The following is an 18,612-nucleotide window of genomic DNA, read 5'->3' on the forward strand; positions in this document are numbered from 1 at the left end:
CCGTGGGCGAGATCCCCGGCGTTCTCTGGTCGCCGGCCTCCGGCGCCGATCGCGCCGCCCTGGCCCTGATGGGCCACGGCGGCGGCAAGCACGAGAAGCATCGAGCGATGGCGGGCCGCGCCCACCTCACGCGTACGCCGTATCGGCAGCGACCGCGCACTGATCACGACTCCGGACGGGCCCTAATCGTGGTCGTACACCGTCACCGCCGTGCCCCGGCTCAGCAGCCGCTGCTCTATCAACGGCTCGATCCTCGACCATTTACCGCCCGCCAGACCGCAGCCGATCCTGGGCATGTGAACCGACGCCTCCAGCTCGGCTGCCCGGTCGGCCACGGCTCCCAACGCCGTGTCGATCGCCTCGTAGCGCACCGGCACCCCTTTACTGCCCGTGCGTATGCCGCGCTGGCCCACCATGTTCGCCACCCAGACGTGCGGGCTCACCTGCACGAACTGGGTGGCGCCCAGGGCGAAGTCGTTGCTCGCGCGCTCGCGGTGCCAGCGGCGGTAGGCCGCTTCCGGTTCGGGCCAGCGACGCGAGACGGCCAGGACGAACCCCTTGCCCCAGCCGCCCAGGTCGTTGCAGACATGCGCGATCAGCTTGACGCCCTTGCCCTGCGGGGCGGTGGCGTCCCCCCGTACGTACGTGATCTCCGACATGACATCAGCGTAGGAGCCACCACTGACAGTGGGCCGGGCCGTTCGGGCTTGGGTGTCCTGCGCGTGCGGTGCAACGACCGACGGGCGAGCGCGCCTCCGCGGAAGCGAGCGAGAAGCAGGCCGTCGCACGGCAAACAGCGCAGAGGAGGAACAAAAGGCGGTACCCGCAGCCGTCCGGAGCGCGGCGGCTGCGGGCGTGGGCCATGCCGGTGTCAGACCTCGATGGGTGACTGCTTGATGACCGCGAAGACGGCACCCTGCGGATCCCGGAGGACAGCCATCCGGCCCACGATCATGTCGAACGGCTTCCTGAGCACCGTGGCACCGGCCCGCACCGCGGCGTCCGCCGTGCTGTCCGCGTCTTCGACGGCGAAGAGCGTCAGCCAGTGGGCGAGCGCTCCGTCCTGCGGGTCCTCCAGCTTCTGCAGGCCGGCGACCAGCCGGCTGCCCACCATGAGGAGGCTGTACCCGGGGCTGCCTTCGAGCGGCGCGACCGTGGGGCCCAGAGCGGCGTTGTAGAAGCCTCCGGCCTTGTCGGGGTCGGGGGTGTTCAGTTCGTTCCACAGCACTGAGCCCGGTTCATTGACCACGCGGGCGCCGATGAAGTCGCCGGCCTGCCAGAGCCCGAACGTGGCTCCCGTGGGGTCGGCCGCGACGGCCGTGCGACCGGACGTGAGCAGATCCGTCGTGCGCGTCAGCACCGTACCGCCATGGGTCTCGACCGCCTGGAGCGCGTCGTCGGCGTCGGCGACCGCGAAGCAGGTGAGCCACCTGGGCGGTCCGCCCTCCTGCCGCATGGTCGCTGTGATCCCGGCAACGGGCTTGCCGCGCAGGGTACATGTGTACCCGCCGCTCCTCGGCGACGGCTCCACCTGCCAGCCGAACAGATCCTGGTAGAAATCCAGTGCCTTGTTCAGGTCGGGCACCTCAAGGTCCACCCAGCAGGGTGTGCCGGGCGCGTAGGGCGCGCTCACCTCAGGCATGACGTCGGCCTCCTTCATGTCACGGGGCCCTCGGTCGAGGGGCCCCCAGATACGACCAACGACGGGCAAATCGCTCAGGACACTGGTGCGCAGGACACTCGTTCGGAGGAACGGCCGGCTCGGGACCACGGTGCTCGGCGCCGCACGGCTGTGGCGCGCGCAAGGCCCGCTGGGGCCGCCCGGTCGGGATCCGCGCGGCGCGGGGTACGCGAAACTCGTACCGGCCCGGACCGCGCTCGGACCGCGCTCGGGCGGCGCTCGGGCGCTTTCACCACAGGGTCGCCGCACACTTTCACAACACCCGGGCACTTTCACAACAGTGGTGAGACAGCAATACTGTTGAACCTGGTTGGTGCAGACGCAGCATTCGCCGCTGTGTCGGAACGCGAGGAGCAGACATGGCGACCGGGACCGAGGAGCCGACGCTCACCGTCGACGAACTGGCGGCACGGGCCGGTGTCACCGTACGCACCGTGCGTTTCTACAGCACCCGGGGTCTGCTGCCGCCGCCGGTGATCGGTCCGCGCCGCGTCGGGCACTACGGGCACGAGCATCTGTCCCGGCTCGCGCTCATCGAGGAGCTTCAGCACCAGGGCATGACGCTGGCCGCGATAGAACGCTATCTGGAGCAGTTGCCGCCGGATCTGAGCGCGCACGATCTGGCGATCCACCGGGCGCTGGTGGCGTCCTGGGCGCCGGATACGCCGGAGGACGCGACGCGGGCGGAGCTGGAGCGGCGTGCGGGCCGGGCGCTGAGTGAACAGGACCTGGCGCGGCTGGCCGCGATGGGCGTACTGGAACGGGCCGAGCCGACCGACGGCAGGTACCGGGTGGACCCGGGACTGCTGCGGCTCGGGGTCGAACTGCTCGGCGTACCGATCGCGCACGAGACGATCCTGGCCGCGCGCACGGTGCTGCTGGAGCACGCCCGCTCCGCGGCACAGGAGCTGACCCGGCTGTTCCGCGACGAGGTCTGGGGCCCGTACCGGGAGCGGGAGTCGGACCCGGAGCATGTGGCCGCGATGAAGTCGCTGTCGGCCCATATGCAGCCGATGGTGCTCCAGGCGCTGGTGACCGCGTTCCAGCGGTCGTTGAGGGAGGAACTGCGGGCCGCGTTCACGGAGCAGTGAACGCGGCCCGAGCGGTCGCGGTCGGTGGCTCGGTGGTTCAGGGATTCAGTCGCTCAGTGGTTCAGTCGCTCAGTGGTTCAGTCGTGGAAGGTCTCGCCCTTCTCGGCCTTCTCCACGAGGAGTGCGGGCGGCAGGAAGCGGTCGCCGTACCTCGCGGCGAGTTCCCGGGCGCGTGCCACGAATCCGGGCAGGCCGCCCTCGTACCCGTTGATGTACTGGAGCACGCCGCCGGTCCACGGCGGGAAGCCGATGCCCATGATGGAGCCGATGTTGGCGTCGGCGACCGAGACGAGGACGTTCTCCTCCAGGCAGCGGACGCTGTCCAGCGCCTCGGAGAACAGCATCCGCTCCTTCATGTCGACGAAGGGGATGTCCGTGTCCGGCCTGGTGAAGTGCTCCCGCAGTCCGGGCCACAGACGGGTGCGGACGCCGTCCTCGTCGTACTCGTAGAAGCCCGCGCCGCCGCTGCGTCCGGGGCGGCCGAACTCGTCGACCATCCGGTCGATGACCGCGTCCGCCGGGTGCCCGGCCCAGGTGCCGCCGGCTTCCTCCACGGCCCGCCTGGTCTCGTTGCGGATCTTGCGAGGCAGGGTGAGGGTGAGCTCGTCCATCAGGGAGAGCACCTTGGCCGGGTAGCCGGACTGCGCGGCGGCCTGCTCGACCGAGGCGGGCTCGACGCCCTCGCCGACCATGGCCACGCCCTCGTTGATGAACTGGCCGATGACCCGCGAGGTGAAGAAGCCGCGGGAGTCGTTGACGACGATCGGCGTCTTCTTGATCCGGCGAACCAGGTCGAACGCACGGGCCAGAGCCTCGTCGCCGGTCTGTTCACCCTTGATGATCTCGACCAGCGGCATCTTGTCCACGGGTGAGAAGAAGTGCAGCCCGATGAAATCGGCGGGACGTGCGACCCCCTCGGCGAGGACGGTGATGGGCAGGGTCGAGGTGTTGGAGCAGAGCAGGGCGTCCGGCTCGATGATGTCCTGGATCTCCTGGAACACCTTGTGCTTGAGCGCGGTGTCCTCGAAGACGGCCTCGATGACGGCGTCACAACCCGCCAGATCGGCCGGGTCACCGGTCGGGGTGATGCGGGCGAGCAACTCGTCCCGCCGGGCCTCGGTGGTGCGGCCCTGGGCGAGTGCCTTGGCGAGAAGCTTCTCGCTGTACGCCTTGCCCTGGGCGGCGGCCTCCGTCGAGACGTCCTTGAGGACGACGTCGATGCCCGCGCGGGCACAGGAGTACGCGATGCCCGCGCCCATCATCCCGGCGCCGAGGACGGCGACCTTGCGGACCTGGCGCTCCTCGATGCCCTTGGGGCGGCCGGCTCCGGAGTTGACGGCCTGGAGGTCGAAGAAGAACGCCTGGATCATGTTCTTCGCGACCTGGCCGGTGACCAGCTCGGTGAAGTAGCGGGCCTCGATGGTCAGCGCGGTCTCGAAGTCGACCTGCGAACCCTCCACGGCGGCGGCCAGGATGTTGCGGGGGGCAGGCATCGGAGCGCCGGCGATCTGCTTCTTCAGGTTGGCCGGGAAGGCCGGCAGATTCGCGGCGAACTTCGGGTGGGACGGGGTGCCGCCGGGGATCCTGTACCCCTTGACGTCCCAGGGCTGCCGCGATTCGGGGTGGGCGTCGATGAAGGCGCGGGCCTTGTCGAGCATCTCCTCCCGGGTGGTGGCGACCTCATGGACCAGTCCGTTCTCCAGGGCGCGCCGCGGGGTGTACTGGGTGCCCTGGAGCAGCACCTTCAGCAGGGCGTCGGCGATGCCCATGAGGCGTACGGTGCGGGTGACGCCGCCGCCCGCTGGCAGCAGGCCGAGGGTGACCTCGGGAAGGCCGATCCGGGAGCCGGGGGCATCGAGGGCGACGCGGTGGTGCGCGGCGAGGGCGATCTCGTAACCGCCGCCGAGGGCCGCGCCGTTGATGGCGGCGACGACGGGCTTGCCGAGGGTCTCGATGCGGCGCAGCGAGTTCTTGATGGCGGTGCCCGTGTCGAAGACCTGCTGGGCGTTCTCCGGACCGACCTTGATCATGTCCTTGAGGTCTCCGCCCGCGAAGAAGGTCTTCTTGGCGGACGTGTAGATGATGCCGCGGATGGTGTCCTTCTCGGCCTCGGCGCGGTCGGCGACGGCCGCGATGGAGTCCTTGAAGGCCTGGTTCATCGTGTTGGCGGACTGCTGGGGATCGTCGAGTACGAGGGTGACGACGCCGGTCTCGTCCTGTTCCCAGCGGATGGTCGTGCTCTCGGTCATTGCTCTTCTTCTCCGTAGGCAGGGGTGGCCGGGGCGGTCAGAGACGCTCGATGACGGTGGCGACGCCCATGCCGCCACCGACGCAGAGCGTGGCGAGGCCGTACCGCTTGTCGCGCCGTTCGAGTTCGTCGATGAGGGTGCCGAGGATCATCGCGCCGGTGGCGCCCAGCGGGTGGCCGAGCGCGATCGCGCCGCCGTTGACGTTGATCCTGTCGAGGGGGAGTCCCATGTCCTTGGCGAAGCGCAGGACGACGCCGGCGAACGCCTCGTTGATCTCGACGAGGTCGATGTCGTCGATGGTGAGTCCCGCCTTGGCCAGGGCCTTGCGGGTGGCGGGCGCGGGGCCGGTCAGCATGATGGTGGGCTCGGAGCCGGAGACGGCGGCGGAGACGATGCGGGCGCGCGGTGTGAGCCCGTACCGCTCGCCGGTCTCCTTGTTGCCGATCGCGACGAGTGCGGCGCCGTCGACGATGCCGGAGGAGTTGCCCGCGTGGTGGACGTGGTCGATCTTCTCGACCCAGTGGTACTTCTGCAGCGCCACCGCGTCGAAGCCGCCCATCTCTCCGATCGCGGCGAAGGACGGCTTGAGCGCGGCGAGGGTGTCGGCGGTGGTCCCCGGCCGCATGTGCTCGTCGTGGTCGAGGACGACCAGCCCGTTGCGGTCCTTGACGGGAACGACGGAGCGTGCGAAGCGGCCGTCCTTCCACGCCTCGGCGGCACGCTCCTGCGAGAGTGCCGCGAATTCGTCGACATCCCGGCGGGAGAACCCCTCAATGGTGGCAATGAGGTCGGCCCCGATGCCCTGCGGGGCGAAACCGGTGTCGAAGTTGGTCATCGGGTCCATCGCCCAGGCGCCGCCGTCGGATCCCATCGGCACGCGGGACATCGACTCGACGCCGCCCGCGAGGACGAGGTCCTCCCAGCCCGAACGGATCTTGGCGGCGGCCAGGTTGACGGCCTCCAGCCCCGAGGCGCAGAAGCGGTTCTCCTGGACGCCCGCGACGGTGTCCGGGAGGCCGGCCGCGACGGCGGCGATCCGGGCGATGTCGGAGCCCTGGTCACCCAGCGGGCTGACGACGCCGAGGACGATGTCGTCGATGGCTGCCGGGTCCAGTCCGGGGAAGCGGCTGCGGATTTCGTGGATGAGGCCGACGACCAGGTCGATCGGCTTGGTGCCGTGCAGGGCGCCATTGGCCTTGCCGCGTCCGCGCGGGGTGCGGATCGCGTCGTAGACATACGCTTCGGTACTCAAGACAGCAGCCTTTCGGGGTGGTTGTGCGTCGGGGGTCAGGCGAGCAGCGAGCGGCCGATGATCTCCTTCATGATCTCGGTCGTACCGCCGTAGATGGTCTGGATGCGACCGTCGGTGAATGCCTTGGCGACCGGGTACTCCGTCATGTAGCCGTATCCGCCGTGAAGCTGGAGACAGCGGTCGGCGACGCGCTTCTGCAGTTCGGTGGCCCACCACTTGGCCATCGAGGCATGGACGGCGTCGAGCCCGCCGTCGGAGTGGTCGACGATGCACCGGTCGACGAAGGTCCGGGTGACGGCGCACTCGGTGGCCATCTCGGCGATCTCGAACCGGATGTGCTGGAGCTTGGCGAGCGGCCGTCCGAAGGCCTCGCGCTCCTTGACGTACCGTGTGGTGATCTCCAGCAGGTGTTCGGCGGCGGCGATTCCGGCGACCGCTATGCCCATCCGCTCCTGCGCCAGGTTGGTCATCAGATGGATGAAGGCGCCGTCCCTCTCACCGAGCAGGTTCTCCTTGGGGACGCGGACGTCGTGGAAGAACAACTCGGCGGTGTCCTGGGCCTTCTGGCCGATCTTGTCGAGGTTGCGGCCCCGCTCGAAGCCCTCGGCCCCGCGTTCGACGACGATCAGCGAGAGGCCCTTCGCACCGCCCTCCGGGGTCGTCCTTGCCACCACGACGACCAGGTCGGCGAGGATGCCGTTGGAGATGAACGTCTTGGAGCCGTTGAGCAGCCAGTGGTCTCCCCGGTCCTCGGCGGTGGTGCGGATCCCCTGGAGGTCGGAGCCCGCGCCGGGTTCGGTCATGGCGATGGCGGTGATGGTCTCGCCGCTGCAGAAGCCCGGCAGCCAGCGCCGCTTCTGCTCGTCGGTGGCGAGGCCGGTGAGGTAGGGGCCGATGATGTCGTTGTGCAGCCCGAGCGCGAGGCCGGGGGCACCGGCCCGGGTGAACTCCTCGGCGAGGACGGCGCTGTAGCGGAAGTCGGCGTTGCCTCCGCCTCCGTACTCCTCGGGTACGGCGAGGCCGAGGAGCCCCTGCCGTCCGGCCGCGCGCCAGGCCGCGCGCGAGACGATGCCGTCCTTCTCCCACTGTTCGTAGTGCGGGAGGACCTCCTTGGTGAGGAAGGTGCGGACGGTCTCGCGGAACGCTTCGTGCTCTTCGGTGAAGATCTGCCGCTGCACTGCGGGCCTCCTGGAGCCTGTTCTTGGGGGGATGAGCCGGGCGGGTTCGGGGCCGGGGACGGTACGGAGCAGGAACTTCCGCGCATCGGCAGGCGGCGAGGGGGCCGTCAGCCCGTGGTGTCCCTCCGGGGCCGCGTGATGCCGGGTACGCCCCAGTCGGCGGCGACGGCATCGGTGTCCTCGCCGGGCCGTGCGGGACCGCTGCGTACGGACACGGGGGTGGCGGAGAAGCGGGGTGCGGGAGCCGGCTGGGTGAGCCCGCCGTGCTCGACGAAGGTGGAGCGGGCCGCGAGGTGCGGATGGCTCGGCGCCTCACCGAGCGAGAGGACGGGGGCGACGCAGGCGTCGGTGCCTTCGAACACCGCGGTCCACTCCGCGCGTGTACGGGTCCTGAACCGGTCGGCGACGACGTCGCGCAGCTCCTCCCAGCGGGTGATGTCGCCCCGGTCCGGCGCCTCGTCCTCGATACCGAGAAGCCTGATGAACTCCGCGTAGAACCGTTGTTCCAGCGGGCCCACCGCCATGTACTGGCCGTCTGCGGTCCCGTACGAGCCGTAGAAGGGGCAGCCGCCGTCCAGAAGGTTGGATCCGCGCCGGTCCTGCCAACCGCCGGCCGCCAGCATGCCGTGGATCATCGTGGTGAGATGGGCCGCGCCGTCGACGATCGCCGCGTCCACCACCTGACCCCGGCCGCCGGGGGTGCGGGTGTGCTGGAGGGCCGCCAGGACACCGACGACGAGATAGAGCGAGCCGCCCGCATAGTCGCCGACCAGATTGGCCGGGACGGTGGGCGGCTCACCGGGCTTGCCGATCATGGAGAGCGTGCCGGTGAGGGCGATGTAGGAGATGTCGTGCCCGGCCCGATCGGCCAGCGGCCCGTCCTGGCCCCAGCCGGTCATCCGTCCGTACACGAGCTGCGGATTGCGGGCCAGCGCGGCGGCCGGTCCGACCCCGAGGCGCTCGGCGACGCCCGGCCGGTACCCCTCGATCAGGATGTCGGCACGCTCGACCAGATCGAGCACCGCGGCGGGCCCGTCCTCGGTCTTGAGGTCGACGAGCACGGAGCGTTTGTTGCGGTTGGTGAGATCGTACGCGGGGTCGATCCCGAGCCCCGGTCCCCCGGGGCGGTCGACCCTGACCACATCGGCACCGAGGTCGGCCAGCAGCATGGCGGCGAACGGACCGGGTCCGATGCCCGCCAGCTCGACCACCCGCACACCCGCCAGCGGTCCGTGCTCCGTCGTTGCCATCAAACCCCCAGCGGTGTGACACAACTGATGTAACAGCGATGATGCTAAGAACGCACCGCGCTCCGCACAACCCCTGAGGCCGAGCAAGCGCTTAGCTCTTCCTCCGGGATCCTCCCCCACGAGCGCCGCCCGGCCGCACACCGCCACGAACCCCTCCGCTAACCTCTGCCTGCTACATCGGCCCCGGCCCTCGCGGAGGCATGCGTGAACAGACAGAACGGGCCACAACGCCCCTACGACGTCGTCCTCTTCGGCGCCACCGGCTTCGTGGGCGCCCTCACAGCCGAATATCTCGCCGCCCATGCCCCTGCCGGCTTCCGCTGGGCCGCGGCCGGACGCAGTCGGGTCAAACTGGAGCGGCTGCGCGAACGCCTCGCCGCCGTCGACCCGCGCTGTGCCGAACTCCCGCTGCTGCACGCCGACGCCGAGGACGAGCACGCGCTGCGCGAACTCGCCGAATCCACCCATGTGGTGGCCACGACGGTGGGCCCGTACGTCTCGTACGGCGAGCGGCTGGTCGCGGCCTGCGCCGAGGCCGGGACGGACTACGCGGACCTCACCGGCGAGGCGGAGTTCGTGGACCGTATGTATCTGGAGCACGACGCGCGGGCCCGCGAGACGGGGGCCCGGATCGTGCATGCCTGTGGTTTCGACTCCGTCCCGCACGATCTCGGGGTGTACTTCACCGTCCAGCAGCTGCCGCAGTACGTGCCGCTGACGGTCGACGGGTTCGTCCGCAGCAACGCCGTCTTCTCCGGCGGTACGTTCGCCTCCGCGCTCACCGCGATGGGCCGCGGCCGTCAGATGCGGCGCGCCGCGCAGGAGCGCCGCCTGCACGAACCGCGCCTGGTCGCCCGCCGCGCCCGGGCCCGGCTCGGCGCCCCGCACTTCAGCGCGGAGACCGGCACCTGGGCCCTGCCGCTGCCGACGCTGGACCCGCAGGTCGTCGAACGTTCGGCACGCGTGCTCGCCCGGTACGGTCCCGACTTCCGCTACCGCCACTTCGCCTCCGTGAAGCATCTGCCCGTGGTGCTGGGCGGCACGGCCGCGACCGCCGCCCTGCTGGGTGCCGCGCAGGTGCCGGCGGCGCGGTCCTGGCTGATGGACCGGTACCAGCCGGGGGAGGGCCCGGACGCGGAGCGGCGGCGGCGCAGCTGGTTCACCGTCCGCTTCGTCGGCGAGGGCGGCGGTCGCCGGGTTCTCACCGAGGTGTCGGGCGGCGACCCCGGCTACGACGAGACGGCGAAGATGCTCGCCGAGTCCGCGCTGTGCCTCGCCCTGGACGAGCTGGAGCCGAGCTCGGGGCAGGTCACGACGGCCGTCGCGATGGGCGACGCGCTGCTGGATCGGCTTCGCTCGGCCGGGCTGCGTTTCCGGGTGGCGGCGGCTCGCTGAGCCGGCCGGTGGCCAGGCGGGGCACGGCCTGACGTACCGGTGGCCAGGCGGGGCACGGCCTGACGTACCGGTGGCCGGGCGGGGCGGGGCACGCTTGAAGTGCCGGTGCCCGCCTCGATTGCGGCCGGACGTGCCGGTGTCCGGCCGCGCCGAGGGCGGCCGGGCACCTGTCGTCCTTCTGCGCGTCGGAGTCAGCGCGTCGGAATCAGCGCGTCGGAGTCAGCGGGTCGGAATCAGCGGGTCGGGGTCAGCGAGACCAGCCGCAGTGCACATGGCGGCTGTGCCCGGCGTTGCCCGGGCCGAGGACTTCCTGCGCACCGAGCTTCTTGCAGGCTGCCATGAGCTGCTTGTGCGGGGCGCCGCTGCCGACGTGGCGGCCGTTGATGTGCGTGATGTCGAAGGCGATCCCGGCGTAGTGCCTGGAGTTGCGGCTGTGGTCGCCGCCGACGATCTCGGAGACCGAGAGCCGGTAGCCGTACTGGGTGCGCAGCTTCAGCAGACCGTTCAGCATCCGGGGATCGAGGGCGACCCGCCGGTTGGGCCGGTCGCCCCACGGGCTGGTGAGCGCTCCCTTGCCGTTCGCCGTGTCGACGAGGTTCTGCCGGGCCGTCGACCCGGCGTGCGTGCCACCGGGGTGGACGGTGGCCAGGGTGATCTGCTTCTGGGCCAGGATCTGCTTGGCCAGGGCCGCTCGGCTGCCGCCGGACGGGGTGCCGCTCAGCAGCGCCGCCCAGGTCCGGGCGCCGACGACGCCGTCGGCGGCGAGCCCGGCAGACTTCTGGAAGGACTTCACCCGGTCCGCCACGGCAGCGGTGAAGGACCCGTCGACGGCCACCGCGTGGCCGCGTGCCTTCAGCAGCGTCTGCGCGGCCTTCACGGCCGGACCCTTCGCACCGCGTCGCAGGGTGGAGACGAGCTTGCTCCAGGTTCCCGCTCCGACGATGCCGTCCGCGGCAAGGCGCTGGGACTTCTGGAACGCCTTCACCTTGGCGGTCGTGGCCGGACCGAAGGCACCGTCGGCCTTCAGCGCCTGCCCCCGGGCGTTCAGCAGGTACTGCAGGGCGGTGACGGCGGCGCCCTTGCTCCCCGTCTTCAGGGTCGGCCAGCCGGTCGCGGCGTAACGGGCCGAGTGCTCGACAGCGGCCGGGGCCGCCGTCCGCGGTCCGCTCGCGGCGGCGAGGGAAGCGGTCGGGCCGGTCAGTGCGGCGGCAGCGGCGACGCAGGTGACGAGCCGGACCGCGGTGCGGTGGGACCGGGTGGGACGTGCGGACATGGATGACTCCTCGTCATGAGTGGTGGTGGTGGGATGGGGACGGCGCACGGCTCGGCCCTCGGGCGGCGCACGCCGTGTGAGCGTCACGGGCTTCGGAAGCCGGATGAGCGCCGTGGAATCGCGAGGCGGAAGCGGGATGACGCCCGGCTGGGCCCGCCGGTCACGCCGCCGGATTCGTCGTCATCGCGCGCAGTTTCGGCCGGACTGCCGCGGAAGACGTCTCGGGGGTTGTTGTGCCTGGTGTCCACACCGCTCACCCCGTACGACGAGGGCGACGCGGCCTCGACGGCCGGGGCGATCACCGCCGGCGCGATCAGGGCCGCTCCCCCAGCGGTACCGGTCAGGGCGACGCGCACTCGTACGGGTGATGTCTGAGGCATATGCAGATCTCCTTGTTCGTCCGCGAGACGGCTGCGGCCGGCCCCGCCCACCGCGAATGCGCAGGCAGGAGCACCCCGGCGAAGGGGTGGGAAGAGGTGGGGTTCACGGGGCCCGACGAGCCGGCCGCTCCACAACTGTGCAGCACGGAACGGGGCTTTCACTACGATCTGCGTCCCGCGAGTCGATGCACCGGTGCGCCGTCCCGATGCGCGGCGCTGACCTGTGGTTATGCACGCAGAAAGTTACGCAGGAAGTCACGCAAGACGTCAGGAGGGAACCATGACGGACAACACGGTGGGGAGCCGCGAGGACCACCACCCGGGGAAGACTCTCGCCGCATTACTGAGGGGCTGGTGGGAGTCGTCCGCCCGCGCGGGCCGCGAGAAACCCACTCAGCACGCGATCGCGAAGCGACTGGGGATCGACCAGACCACCCTCTCGCGCTACCTGAACCCCGCTCACGCCTCCAACGCGCCACGCAGGATCGTCGAGCAGCTGCATGCGGTGCTGCGGGCTCCGGACGACGACCTGGTCCGGGCGCGCGCCCTCGCCGACGCGGCAGCCATGGCATCACCGGCCAGAAGACGCACAGCACGCACGGCGCGGCCCCAGCCGGATCCCGCAACGCCGCCCGGACCGCAGCCCGCAGCGCCGTCCCGACCGGAACCCGCAGCACCCCCCGGGGCGGCCGTACCTCCCGAACCGGAATCCACCGCGCCGACCCGGCCGAAGTCCGCCGCGCCTCCCGGGCCCGAACCCGCGGAAGCGGTCACCGGCGCGCCCACGCCCCCGCCTGTCGCACCGGCCACCGCGGCACAGCGGGTGGACCGTTGGTGGGACCGCTCCCCCGTGGTGCTCCCGACTCTGGCCGTCTCGGCGTTCCTCCTCCTCGTCCTCGGCTGCCTCGTGTGGTGGATGGCTCCGACACCAGGAGGGAGTGACGCCAAGGCCACCGCGAAGGTGTCGGACCGTCCGCCGGAGGGCACGGACTGGCCATTGGCCCGCAAGGGCAATGTCCTCTGGAAGGCCCGGACCGTGCAGTACCTCCTGCGCGCCAACGGCTTCGACGTGAAGGTCGACGCCGACTACGGGCCGGCCACGGCGGAGGCGGTGAAGAAGTTCCAGGCCGCACACGGCCTGACCGCCGACGGCAAGGTCGGAAACGACACCTGGCCGCTGCTCGTCGTCACGGTCGACTCACGCACGACGAAGCCCGACGCCATCGAGGCGGTGCAGTACCTGCTGCACCACGCGGGGGTGCCGACCGACACCACCGGCGTGTACACCCTCGCGACCATGCTGTCGCTGAAGGAGTTCCAGGCGTCCCGGAGCCTGCCCGTGACAGGTGTCGGGGACGAGGGCACCTGGCACGCCCTGCTCCATGCCCAGGGCCCTGACCAGCACAAGTAGCCGCGCCGACGGGCGGTGCGGTCTCCCGGGTCACAGCGCCCAGGCCACCAGTGTGCAGATGATCGAAACGACCCAGACCGCTCCCGCGAACATGCCGAGAGTCATCCCGACCGCGACCCGGCGCTGGGCGAGATAGACAGTTCCTGGTCGCGTGGACGTTCGATGTTCGGTCATACGCCCCAGTGTGCCCGTCATGATCGACGAGCGACATCCGTACGCCTACTCAGGCGATCGCCTCCCGCAGGGCCCGGCGGCAGAGCGCGTCGGCCCTGCGGGTGGTCTCCGGCTGACGGTAGTCGCGGGCCAACAGCAGGGTGTGGGCGCAGGCGTTGTCCAGACCGGTGCGGTGTCCGACGGAGACGAAGACCGGCTTGACGCCGCGCTGGGTACGCAGCGCCCGGCCCACCTCCTCCTCACCGTCGAGCAGCGGCGACCATGCGCCCCGGTGGGGGGCCGGTTGCTCGTACGAGAAGGTGAACGGGTTCTTGGCGACACCGATCACCGGAAGTCCCGTGATCACCCCGAGGTGGCTGGCCAGCCCGAAGCGGCGGGGGTGCGCCAGGCCGTATCCGTCGCAGATCACGAGTCCGGGGTCGGTCGGCAGGGAGTCCAGCGCGGCCAGCACGGTCGGAAGCTCCCGGAAGGCGAGGAGTCCGGGAACGTACGGGAAGGCGACCCGGCCGACGGCGGTGGCCTCGGCGACCACGTCGAGCGTCGCCCCGTCGAGGACGACGGCCGCCGCCACCACGACGTCGCGCTCGTCGTCATAGGCGACGTCGACCCCCGTGACCTGGCCGGTGCCGGGTGGCGGGCCCGGTTCGTCGAGCACCACCCGGGGGCGCAGGGCGTCCTGAACGGCTCGGGCTTCGGCCTCGTCGGCGGGCACAGGGAAGGGTGTCATAGTGCCGTCAAGTCTAGGCAGCGAGCGACGGCGGTGACCTCGGCGGGATTCCGTGATGAGCGGGCAACGCGAGTAGGAGCGGGCGGTGACGCAGCTCACGCCTCCTTCCGGTGCACGGACGGGGGGATTCCGCCGTCTTCCTCAGTGCCGGGAACCGTTCATCTCGCCGAGGAGACAGGGAGCAGGTCATGTCCACCGACATCGAGCAGTCCGTGCAGGCCCGCATGGTCGCATCCGCACCGCGGATGGAGACTCTTCCCGCCGTTCTGCGGTACGACCGGAGAGATCCGTTCGCCGTACGCATGGCCTTCCCCGCCAGGGCGACCCTGGAAGGCTCCGACGTGTCCTGGGAGTTCTCCCGCGAGTTGCTCGCGGCGGGGGTGGAGTCGGCCGCGGGTGTCGGGGCCGTACGCATCCGACCGTTCGGTTACGACCGTACGGTCCTGGAGTTCCACGCCGCCGAGGGAGTCGCGATGGTGCACGTCCGCACCGCGGAGCTGCGCCGTTTCCTGGAGCGGGCGCAGGAACTGGTGCCGGCCGGCGACGAACACCGGTTCCTGGATCTCGACCGGAGCCTCACCGATCTGCTCGGCGGGGCCTGCTGACCGTCCGCCCGGCGGACGGGGCGACGGTGATCCCGCACCGGTGCCGGCCAAGGCCGACGCGTGGTCCGTTCCGAGGGGCACGCGTGCGTGGTGGGGAAACGCTCGGCAGCGGGTCAACGGTGGAGTAAGGCCCAGGTCTTGCAGCCGCCGGACGGGGTCAGCGCGGGAGCCAGGCCCCAGTCGCCGCCGTGCGATTCGACCGCGGCTGCCAGCAACCACATGCTGTCGCTGCGGCGTTCGCGGCACTTCTCGGTCTTCTCGGCCGAGCCATGGGGCGGGTGCTGGTCGTAGAGGGTGATGCGCAGCGCATCGAACTGCCAGTGGACCCGTAGCAGCATTTCCCGGTCCGGGGTGAACCGGTAGGCGGACGCGACCAGTTCGGAGGCGGCGAGTACCGCTGGTTCACGGAGCTCCGCCAGGCCGTGCCGGACGAGGAGTTCACCCACGGCACTGCGTGCGAGACCCGCGCAGAAGGCGCCACCCGGCAGTGCGAACGAATAACTGAGGTTGTCCGCCACCGGCGGATGGGGTCCGGCTGGTGCGAGAGCCGGGAGACAACGCAGTGCGCCCTTCATCAAGATGCCCACATTTCCGGTTAATTGCGTTAATGATCACACAACGGCGCGGTCGCCCCGTGTGAGACTTACGCTACCGACCGTAGCGCACACTGGAGCACGGTGCTACTACTTGTGTGGTTCCGGTCATTTTGTTCACTCCCCCCTTCGGAAGGACGTCCGCCATGCCCCCCAGAAGCGCCCCGACCGCCCGACAGCAGCGCCTCGGGTACGAACTGCGGAAACTGCGCGAGCAGTCGGGCATGTCGGCGCAGCAGGCCGCCGCACTGCTCGGCGTCGACCGCACCCGCATCCCGAACATCGAGTCGGGCCGGTTCGGCATCAGCGCCGAGCGGGTCCGCACGCTCGCCTTCAACTACGGGTGCCCGGACACCGGCCTGATCGATCTGCTCGCCGAGATGGCCCAGGAACGGGCCAGGGGCTGGTGGGAGGAGCATCGCGGACTCCTGCTTCCGGGGCTGCTGGACATCGCCGAACTGGAACATCACGCTGTGGAGTTGAACACCGCGACCACCACACACATCCCCGGCCTGCTGCAGACCGAGGAGCACGCGCGGGCGGTTTTCGACACCGCCGATCCGCGACTTCCGGCGCCGGATCTGGCGGCCCGGCTCTCCCTGCGGCTGCGCCGCCAGGAAGTGCTGGACCGGGACCGCCCGCCGCTGTACGCATCAGTGATCCACGAGGCCGCTCTGCGCATGCAGTTCGGCGGCCCCAAGGTGGCGGGGGCGCAACTGGACCACATCGTCGGCCAGTCCGAGCGGGACCGGATCACCGTCCGGGTGATCCCGTTCACCGCCGGCGGTTTCCCGGGCGCCGGACAGTCGTTCACCTATGCGGGCGCCGCGGTGCCCCAGCTCGACACCGTGCAACTCGACTCCTCGCACGGCTCGATGCTGTTGGATTCCGACATGCAACTACGCCGGTACCGGGGGCTGTTGGAGCGGCTGCGCTCGCTCGCCCTGCCGGTCGAGGAATCGCGCGACTTCATCCGATCCATAGCCCAGGACCTCTGAGGAGACAGACCATGACCGACATCCACTGGGACGATGCCTTCTGCAGCGAGGGAGCCAACTGCTTCCGCTTCGGTCTCGACGACGAGGGCAAGGCGTACATCGGCTCCACCACGGACACCGCCGCCCATGTCAGCGACTCCGTGGAGGCGCTGCGGGCGCTGATCTCCGCGGTGAAGTCCGGCGCGGCGGACCACCTGCTCTGACCGCCCGGCCCGACCGCGCGCCGCGCCCCCGCACACGCCCGCTCCGAGTACGCCGACCACTCTGAGCATTCCGCCGCGGGGGCCGGCCCGGGCTTCGCAGAAGATCCCGTGCCCCGCCCCCGCGACACAGCCGCGGCTGCCGGCCGAGGCATGCGCCCGGTTCGCCGGGCATCCGGCACGGGAGGCCGAGCCCCGGCCGGAGCCGAACTCCGCCCCGGCCGACACGGTGTTCGCGCACCACCGCACCAAAGAGCCCGACACAACCGCACATTGATGGATATGGGGGACTTCGGTGCGCCGGACAGCCGGGCGGGCCGCCCGGCCCTACGCCCACCGCGACCTGCATACATAACGTTACGTAATCGGGCATCGGGCGAGCGGGCTTGGCGAGGGCCTTACTGCCGCTTTAACCTACGGTCTCGTAACCTACGTGTCCGTAGGTAATTCTCCCGTCCCCAGGAGTTCCCCGTGACGATCACCGCTCCCCACCTCGGCAGTCCCAAGGCATGGACCGACGCTCAGCTGCTGTATGCCCTGGAAGAAGTGGTGGAGAAGGAACTCAACCGCCATCTCAAGGTCGCCAAGGACTGGATGCCCCACGAGTACGTGCCGTTCTCCGACGGCCGGAACTTCCCCGGCGTTTTCGAGGACGGCGAGTCCTGGCAGGCGGACCAGTCCAAGGTCACCGACCTCGGCAAGGTCGCGCTGGTCGTGAACCTGCTGACGGAGGACAACCTCCCCAGCTACCACCACGAGATCGCCTCGCTCTTCGGCCGCGACGGCGCCTGGGGCACATGGGTGCACCGCTGGACGGCGGAGGAGGGCAGGCACGGCATCGTGATGCGTGACTACCTGCTCACCTCGCGCGCCGTCGACCCGGACAAGCTGGAGCAGTTCCGGATGGCGCACATGGCGGAGGGTTTCGAGTCCGACAACCGCCACTCCATGCTGCACTCGGTGGCGTACGTCGCCTTCCAGGAGCTGGCCACCCGCGTCTCGCACCGCAACACCGGCCACCAGTCGGGCGACCCGGTCTGCGACCGCATGCTGGCGCGGATCGCGACCGACGAGAACCTGCACATGGTCTTCTACCGCAACCTCCTCGGTGCGGCCTTCGAGCTCGCCCCGGACCTGACGATGCAGGCGGTGCGCGATGTCGTCGTCAACTTCCGGATGCCCGGTCACGGCATGCCGGGCTTCGAGCGGGCCGCCGCGCAGATGGCGATCGGCGAGGTCTACAACTTGCGCATCCACCACGACGACGTGATCCAGCCCGTGCTGCGCTACTTGAAGGTCCTCACCATCGGCGGCCTGGGCCCCGAGGGGCTGAAGGCGCAGGAGGAGCTGGGCCTGTACATGAACGGGCTGGACGGCGAGGCGTCGAAGTTCGACGAGAAGCTGGCGGCCCGCAAGGCACGGCTGGCAGCGCGCGCCCTGGCCTGACGCCGGACCGGCTGCCGTCGCCCGCCGGACGGTCCCCCGCTGCGCGCGTGCGCGCCGGCGATCCGGGGCCGTCCGGCGGGGCGGGGCCGGCCAGCCCCTCGGGCCCGTCCGGCCCCGGACCCCCGCCCCAGGCCCCCGCCCCGGACCCCGCGCCGGGTTCACATCGTCGCGTGCAGGTCCGACGCGTAGTGCTCGATGGCTCCTCGGTACGACCGTACTGCCGGGTCCTCACTCGTGGCGGCGAGCAGTTCCAGCAGCAGCCGCATGGACGCGTGGTGCTCGCCGGTGTTGAAGAGGGCCATGGCGAGAAACGTCCGCAACGCGCCGTCGTCGGGGAACCGCTCGACACCGCCGCGCAGGACCTCGACGGCCCGGTCGTACCGGCCGAGCACCCGGTAGGTGCTGCCGAGGCCGAGCAGAGCGCCCCGGCGATCCTCGTCCGACAGCCCCGTCCCGTGCAGGCAGCGCTCGTAGAACGGCACCGCCTCGGCTTCGAGACCGAGCACATCGTGGACCCAGGCGGTCTGGTAGGCGACCTCGGCATCCTCGGGAAAGGAGGCGGAGAGGGCCAGCAGGCGTTCCCGTGCTTCTTCGGGCCGGCCTTCGGTGCGCAGGCGCACCGCCGCCGCGAGCGCGGCGTCCCTGTCGTGATCGTTCATACGGACATCGTCCCAGGTGGACAGGGAGCGTCCGGCCACGGGACCGCCGT

19 protein-coding genes are annotated in these 18,612 nt (G+C 70.6%); 7 read left to right on the top strand and 12 right to left on the bottom strand.

All coding sequences use genetic code 11. The features are described from left to right. Window positions 1–182: 182 nt before the first annotated feature. A complete protein-coding gene (locus tag ACFVUT_RS28880; RefSeq protein WP_389655250.1) occupies window positions 183–659 on the bottom strand; it encodes a macro domain-containing protein in 477 nt (158 codons plus the stop codon). Between the two features lie 212 nt (window positions 660–871). Beyond that, window positions 872–1,642: a VOC family protein gene (locus ACFVUT_RS28885; protein WP_389655252.1), complete on the bottom strand. Its 771-nt coding sequence runs from the start codon at window positions 1,640–1,642 to the stop codon at window positions 872–874. Between the two features lie 398 nt (window positions 1,643–2,040). Here ACFVUT_RS28885 and ACFVUT_RS28890 point away from each other — a divergent pair, with 398 nt between their 5' ends. Then, on the top strand, window positions 2,041–2,772 hold the full coding sequence (locus ACFVUT_RS28890) for a MerR family transcriptional regulator (protein ID WP_389655254.1): 732 nt from the start codon (window positions 2,041–2,043) through the stop codon (window positions 2,770–2,772). Window positions 2,773–2,849: 77 nt separating this feature from the next. Here the strand turns inward: ACFVUT_RS28890 and ACFVUT_RS28895 are convergent, their stop codons facing one another. The 4 genes from ACFVUT_RS28895 to ACFVUT_RS28910 all read right to left on the bottom strand — a co-directional run bounded on the left by ACFVUT_RS28895 (window position 2,850) and on the right by ACFVUT_RS28910 (window position 8,701). Next, window positions 2,850–5,021, bottom strand: coding sequence for a 3-hydroxyacyl-CoA dehydrogenase NAD-binding domain-containing protein (locus ACFVUT_RS28895; protein WP_389655256.1), 2,172 nt, complete (start codon window positions 5,019–5,021; stop codon window positions 2,850–2,852). Window positions 5,022–5,058: 37 nt separating this feature from the next. After that, window positions 5,059–6,273, bottom strand: coding sequence for an acetyl-CoA C-acetyltransferase (locus ACFVUT_RS28900; RefSeq protein WP_389655258.1), 1,215 nt, complete (start codon window positions 6,271–6,273; stop codon window positions 5,059–5,061). A gap of 35 nt (window positions 6,274–6,308) precedes the next feature. After that, window positions 6,309–7,451 carry an acyl-CoA dehydrogenase family protein gene (locus tag ACFVUT_RS28905; RefSeq protein WP_389655260.1) on the bottom strand — a complete coding sequence of 381 codons (1,143 nt, stop codon included), beginning with the start codon at window positions 7,449–7,451 and terminating at the stop codon, window positions 6,309–6,311. 107 nt (window positions 7,452–7,558) lie between these two features. Next, the gene (locus ACFVUT_RS28910; protein ID WP_389655262.1) at window positions 7,559–8,701 is read right to left on the bottom strand and encodes a CaiB/BaiF CoA transferase family protein; all 1,143 of its coding nucleotides are present in this window, start codon (window positions 8,699–8,701) and stop codon (window positions 7,559–7,561) included. A gap of 204 nt (window positions 8,702–8,905) precedes the next feature. On the opposite strand from ACFVUT_RS28910, the gene ACFVUT_RS28915 reads away from it, so the two are divergent. After that, on the top strand, window positions 8,906–10,096 hold the full coding sequence (locus ACFVUT_RS28915; protein ID WP_389655264.1) for a saccharopine dehydrogenase family protein: 1,191 nt from the start codon (window positions 8,906–8,908) through the stop codon (window positions 10,094–10,096). A gap of 247 nt (window positions 10,097–10,343) precedes the next feature. On the opposite strand, the gene ACFVUT_RS28920 is transcribed toward ACFVUT_RS28915, so the two are convergent. Together ACFVUT_RS28920 and ACFVUT_RS28925 are read right to left on the bottom strand one after the other, a co-directional pair. Then, a complete protein-coding gene (locus tag ACFVUT_RS28920; protein ID WP_389655266.1) occupies window positions 10,344–11,369 on the bottom strand; it encodes a peptidoglycan-binding protein in 1,026 nt (341 codons plus the stop codon). 83 nt (window positions 11,370–11,452) lie between these two features. Then, the gene (locus ACFVUT_RS28925) at window positions 11,453–11,749 is read right to left on the bottom strand and encodes a hypothetical protein (protein WP_389655268.1); all 297 of its coding nucleotides are present in this window, start codon (window positions 11,747–11,749) and stop codon (window positions 11,453–11,455) included. A 280-nt stretch (window positions 11,750–12,029) separates the two neighbouring features. Here ACFVUT_RS28925 and ACFVUT_RS28930 point away from each other — a divergent pair, with 280 nt between their 5' ends. Next, a complete protein-coding gene (locus tag ACFVUT_RS28930; RefSeq protein WP_389655270.1) occupies window positions 12,030–13,160 on the top strand; it encodes a peptidoglycan-binding protein in 1,131 nt (376 codons plus the stop codon). A 30-nt stretch (window positions 13,161–13,190) separates the two neighbouring features. Here the strand turns inward: ACFVUT_RS28930 and mmpA are convergent, their stop codons facing one another. Then, complete coding sequence (gene mmpA / locus ACFVUT_RS28935; protein WP_389655272.1) at window positions 13,191–13,334, bottom strand: morphogenic membrane protein MmpA; 144 nt, start codon at window positions 13,332–13,334, stop codon at window positions 13,191–13,193. Between the two features lie 49 nt (window positions 13,335–13,383). Then, entirely contained in the window at window positions 13,384–14,061 is a 678-nt protein-coding gene (locus ACFVUT_RS28940) for an endonuclease V (protein WP_389655274.1), read from the bottom strand. Window positions 14,062–14,249: 188 nt separating this feature from the next. On the opposite strand from ACFVUT_RS28940, the gene ACFVUT_RS28945 reads away from it, so the two are divergent. Further along, a complete protein-coding gene (locus ACFVUT_RS28945; protein ID WP_389655276.1) occupies window positions 14,250–14,666 on the top strand; it encodes an SsgA family sporulation/cell division regulator in 417 nt (138 codons plus the stop codon). Window positions 14,667–14,779: 113 nt separating this feature from the next. Here the strand turns inward: ACFVUT_RS28945 and ACFVUT_RS28950 are convergent, their stop codons facing one another. Further along, window positions 14,780–15,184 (bottom strand): ATP-binding protein, encoded by a 405-nt coding sequence (locus tag ACFVUT_RS28950; protein WP_389655278.1) that lies wholly within the window; start codon window positions 15,182–15,184, stop codon window positions 14,780–14,782. A 221-nt stretch (window positions 15,185–15,405) separates the two neighbouring features. Between ACFVUT_RS28950 and ACFVUT_RS28955 the strand changes: the two genes are divergently transcribed. The 3 genes from ACFVUT_RS28955 (at window position 15,406) to ACFVUT_RS28965 (ending at window position 17,903) form a co-directional block, all read left to right on the top strand. After that, the gene (locus ACFVUT_RS28955) at window positions 15,406–16,257 is read left to right on the top strand and encodes a Scr1 family TA system antitoxin-like transcriptional regulator (RefSeq protein WP_389655280.1); all 852 of its coding nucleotides are present in this window, start codon (window positions 15,406–15,408) and stop codon (window positions 16,255–16,257) included. 11 nt (window positions 16,258–16,268) lie between these two features. Next, a complete protein-coding gene (locus tag ACFVUT_RS28960) occupies window positions 16,269–16,460 on the top strand; it encodes a hypothetical protein (protein ID WP_389655282.1) in 192 nt (63 codons plus the stop codon). Window positions 16,461–16,928: 468 nt separating this feature from the next. Further along, window positions 16,929–17,903: an acyl-ACP desaturase gene (locus tag ACFVUT_RS28965; protein ID WP_389655284.1), complete on the top strand. Its 975-nt coding sequence runs from the start codon at window positions 16,929–16,931 to the stop codon at window positions 17,901–17,903. A 158-nt stretch (window positions 17,904–18,061) separates the two neighbouring features. Here the strand turns inward: ACFVUT_RS28965 and ACFVUT_RS28970 are convergent, their stop codons facing one another. Continuing rightward, a complete protein-coding gene (locus ACFVUT_RS28970; RefSeq protein ID WP_389655286.1) occupies window positions 18,062–18,562 on the bottom strand; it encodes a tetratricopeptide repeat protein in 501 nt (166 codons plus the stop codon). Window positions 18,563–18,612 lie beyond the last annotated feature (50 nt).

The organism is Streptomyces sp. NPDC058051 (genome assembly GCF_042885475.1).
Classification (GTDB): Bacteria; Actinomycetota; Actinomycetes; order Streptomycetales; family Streptomycetaceae; genus Streptomyces.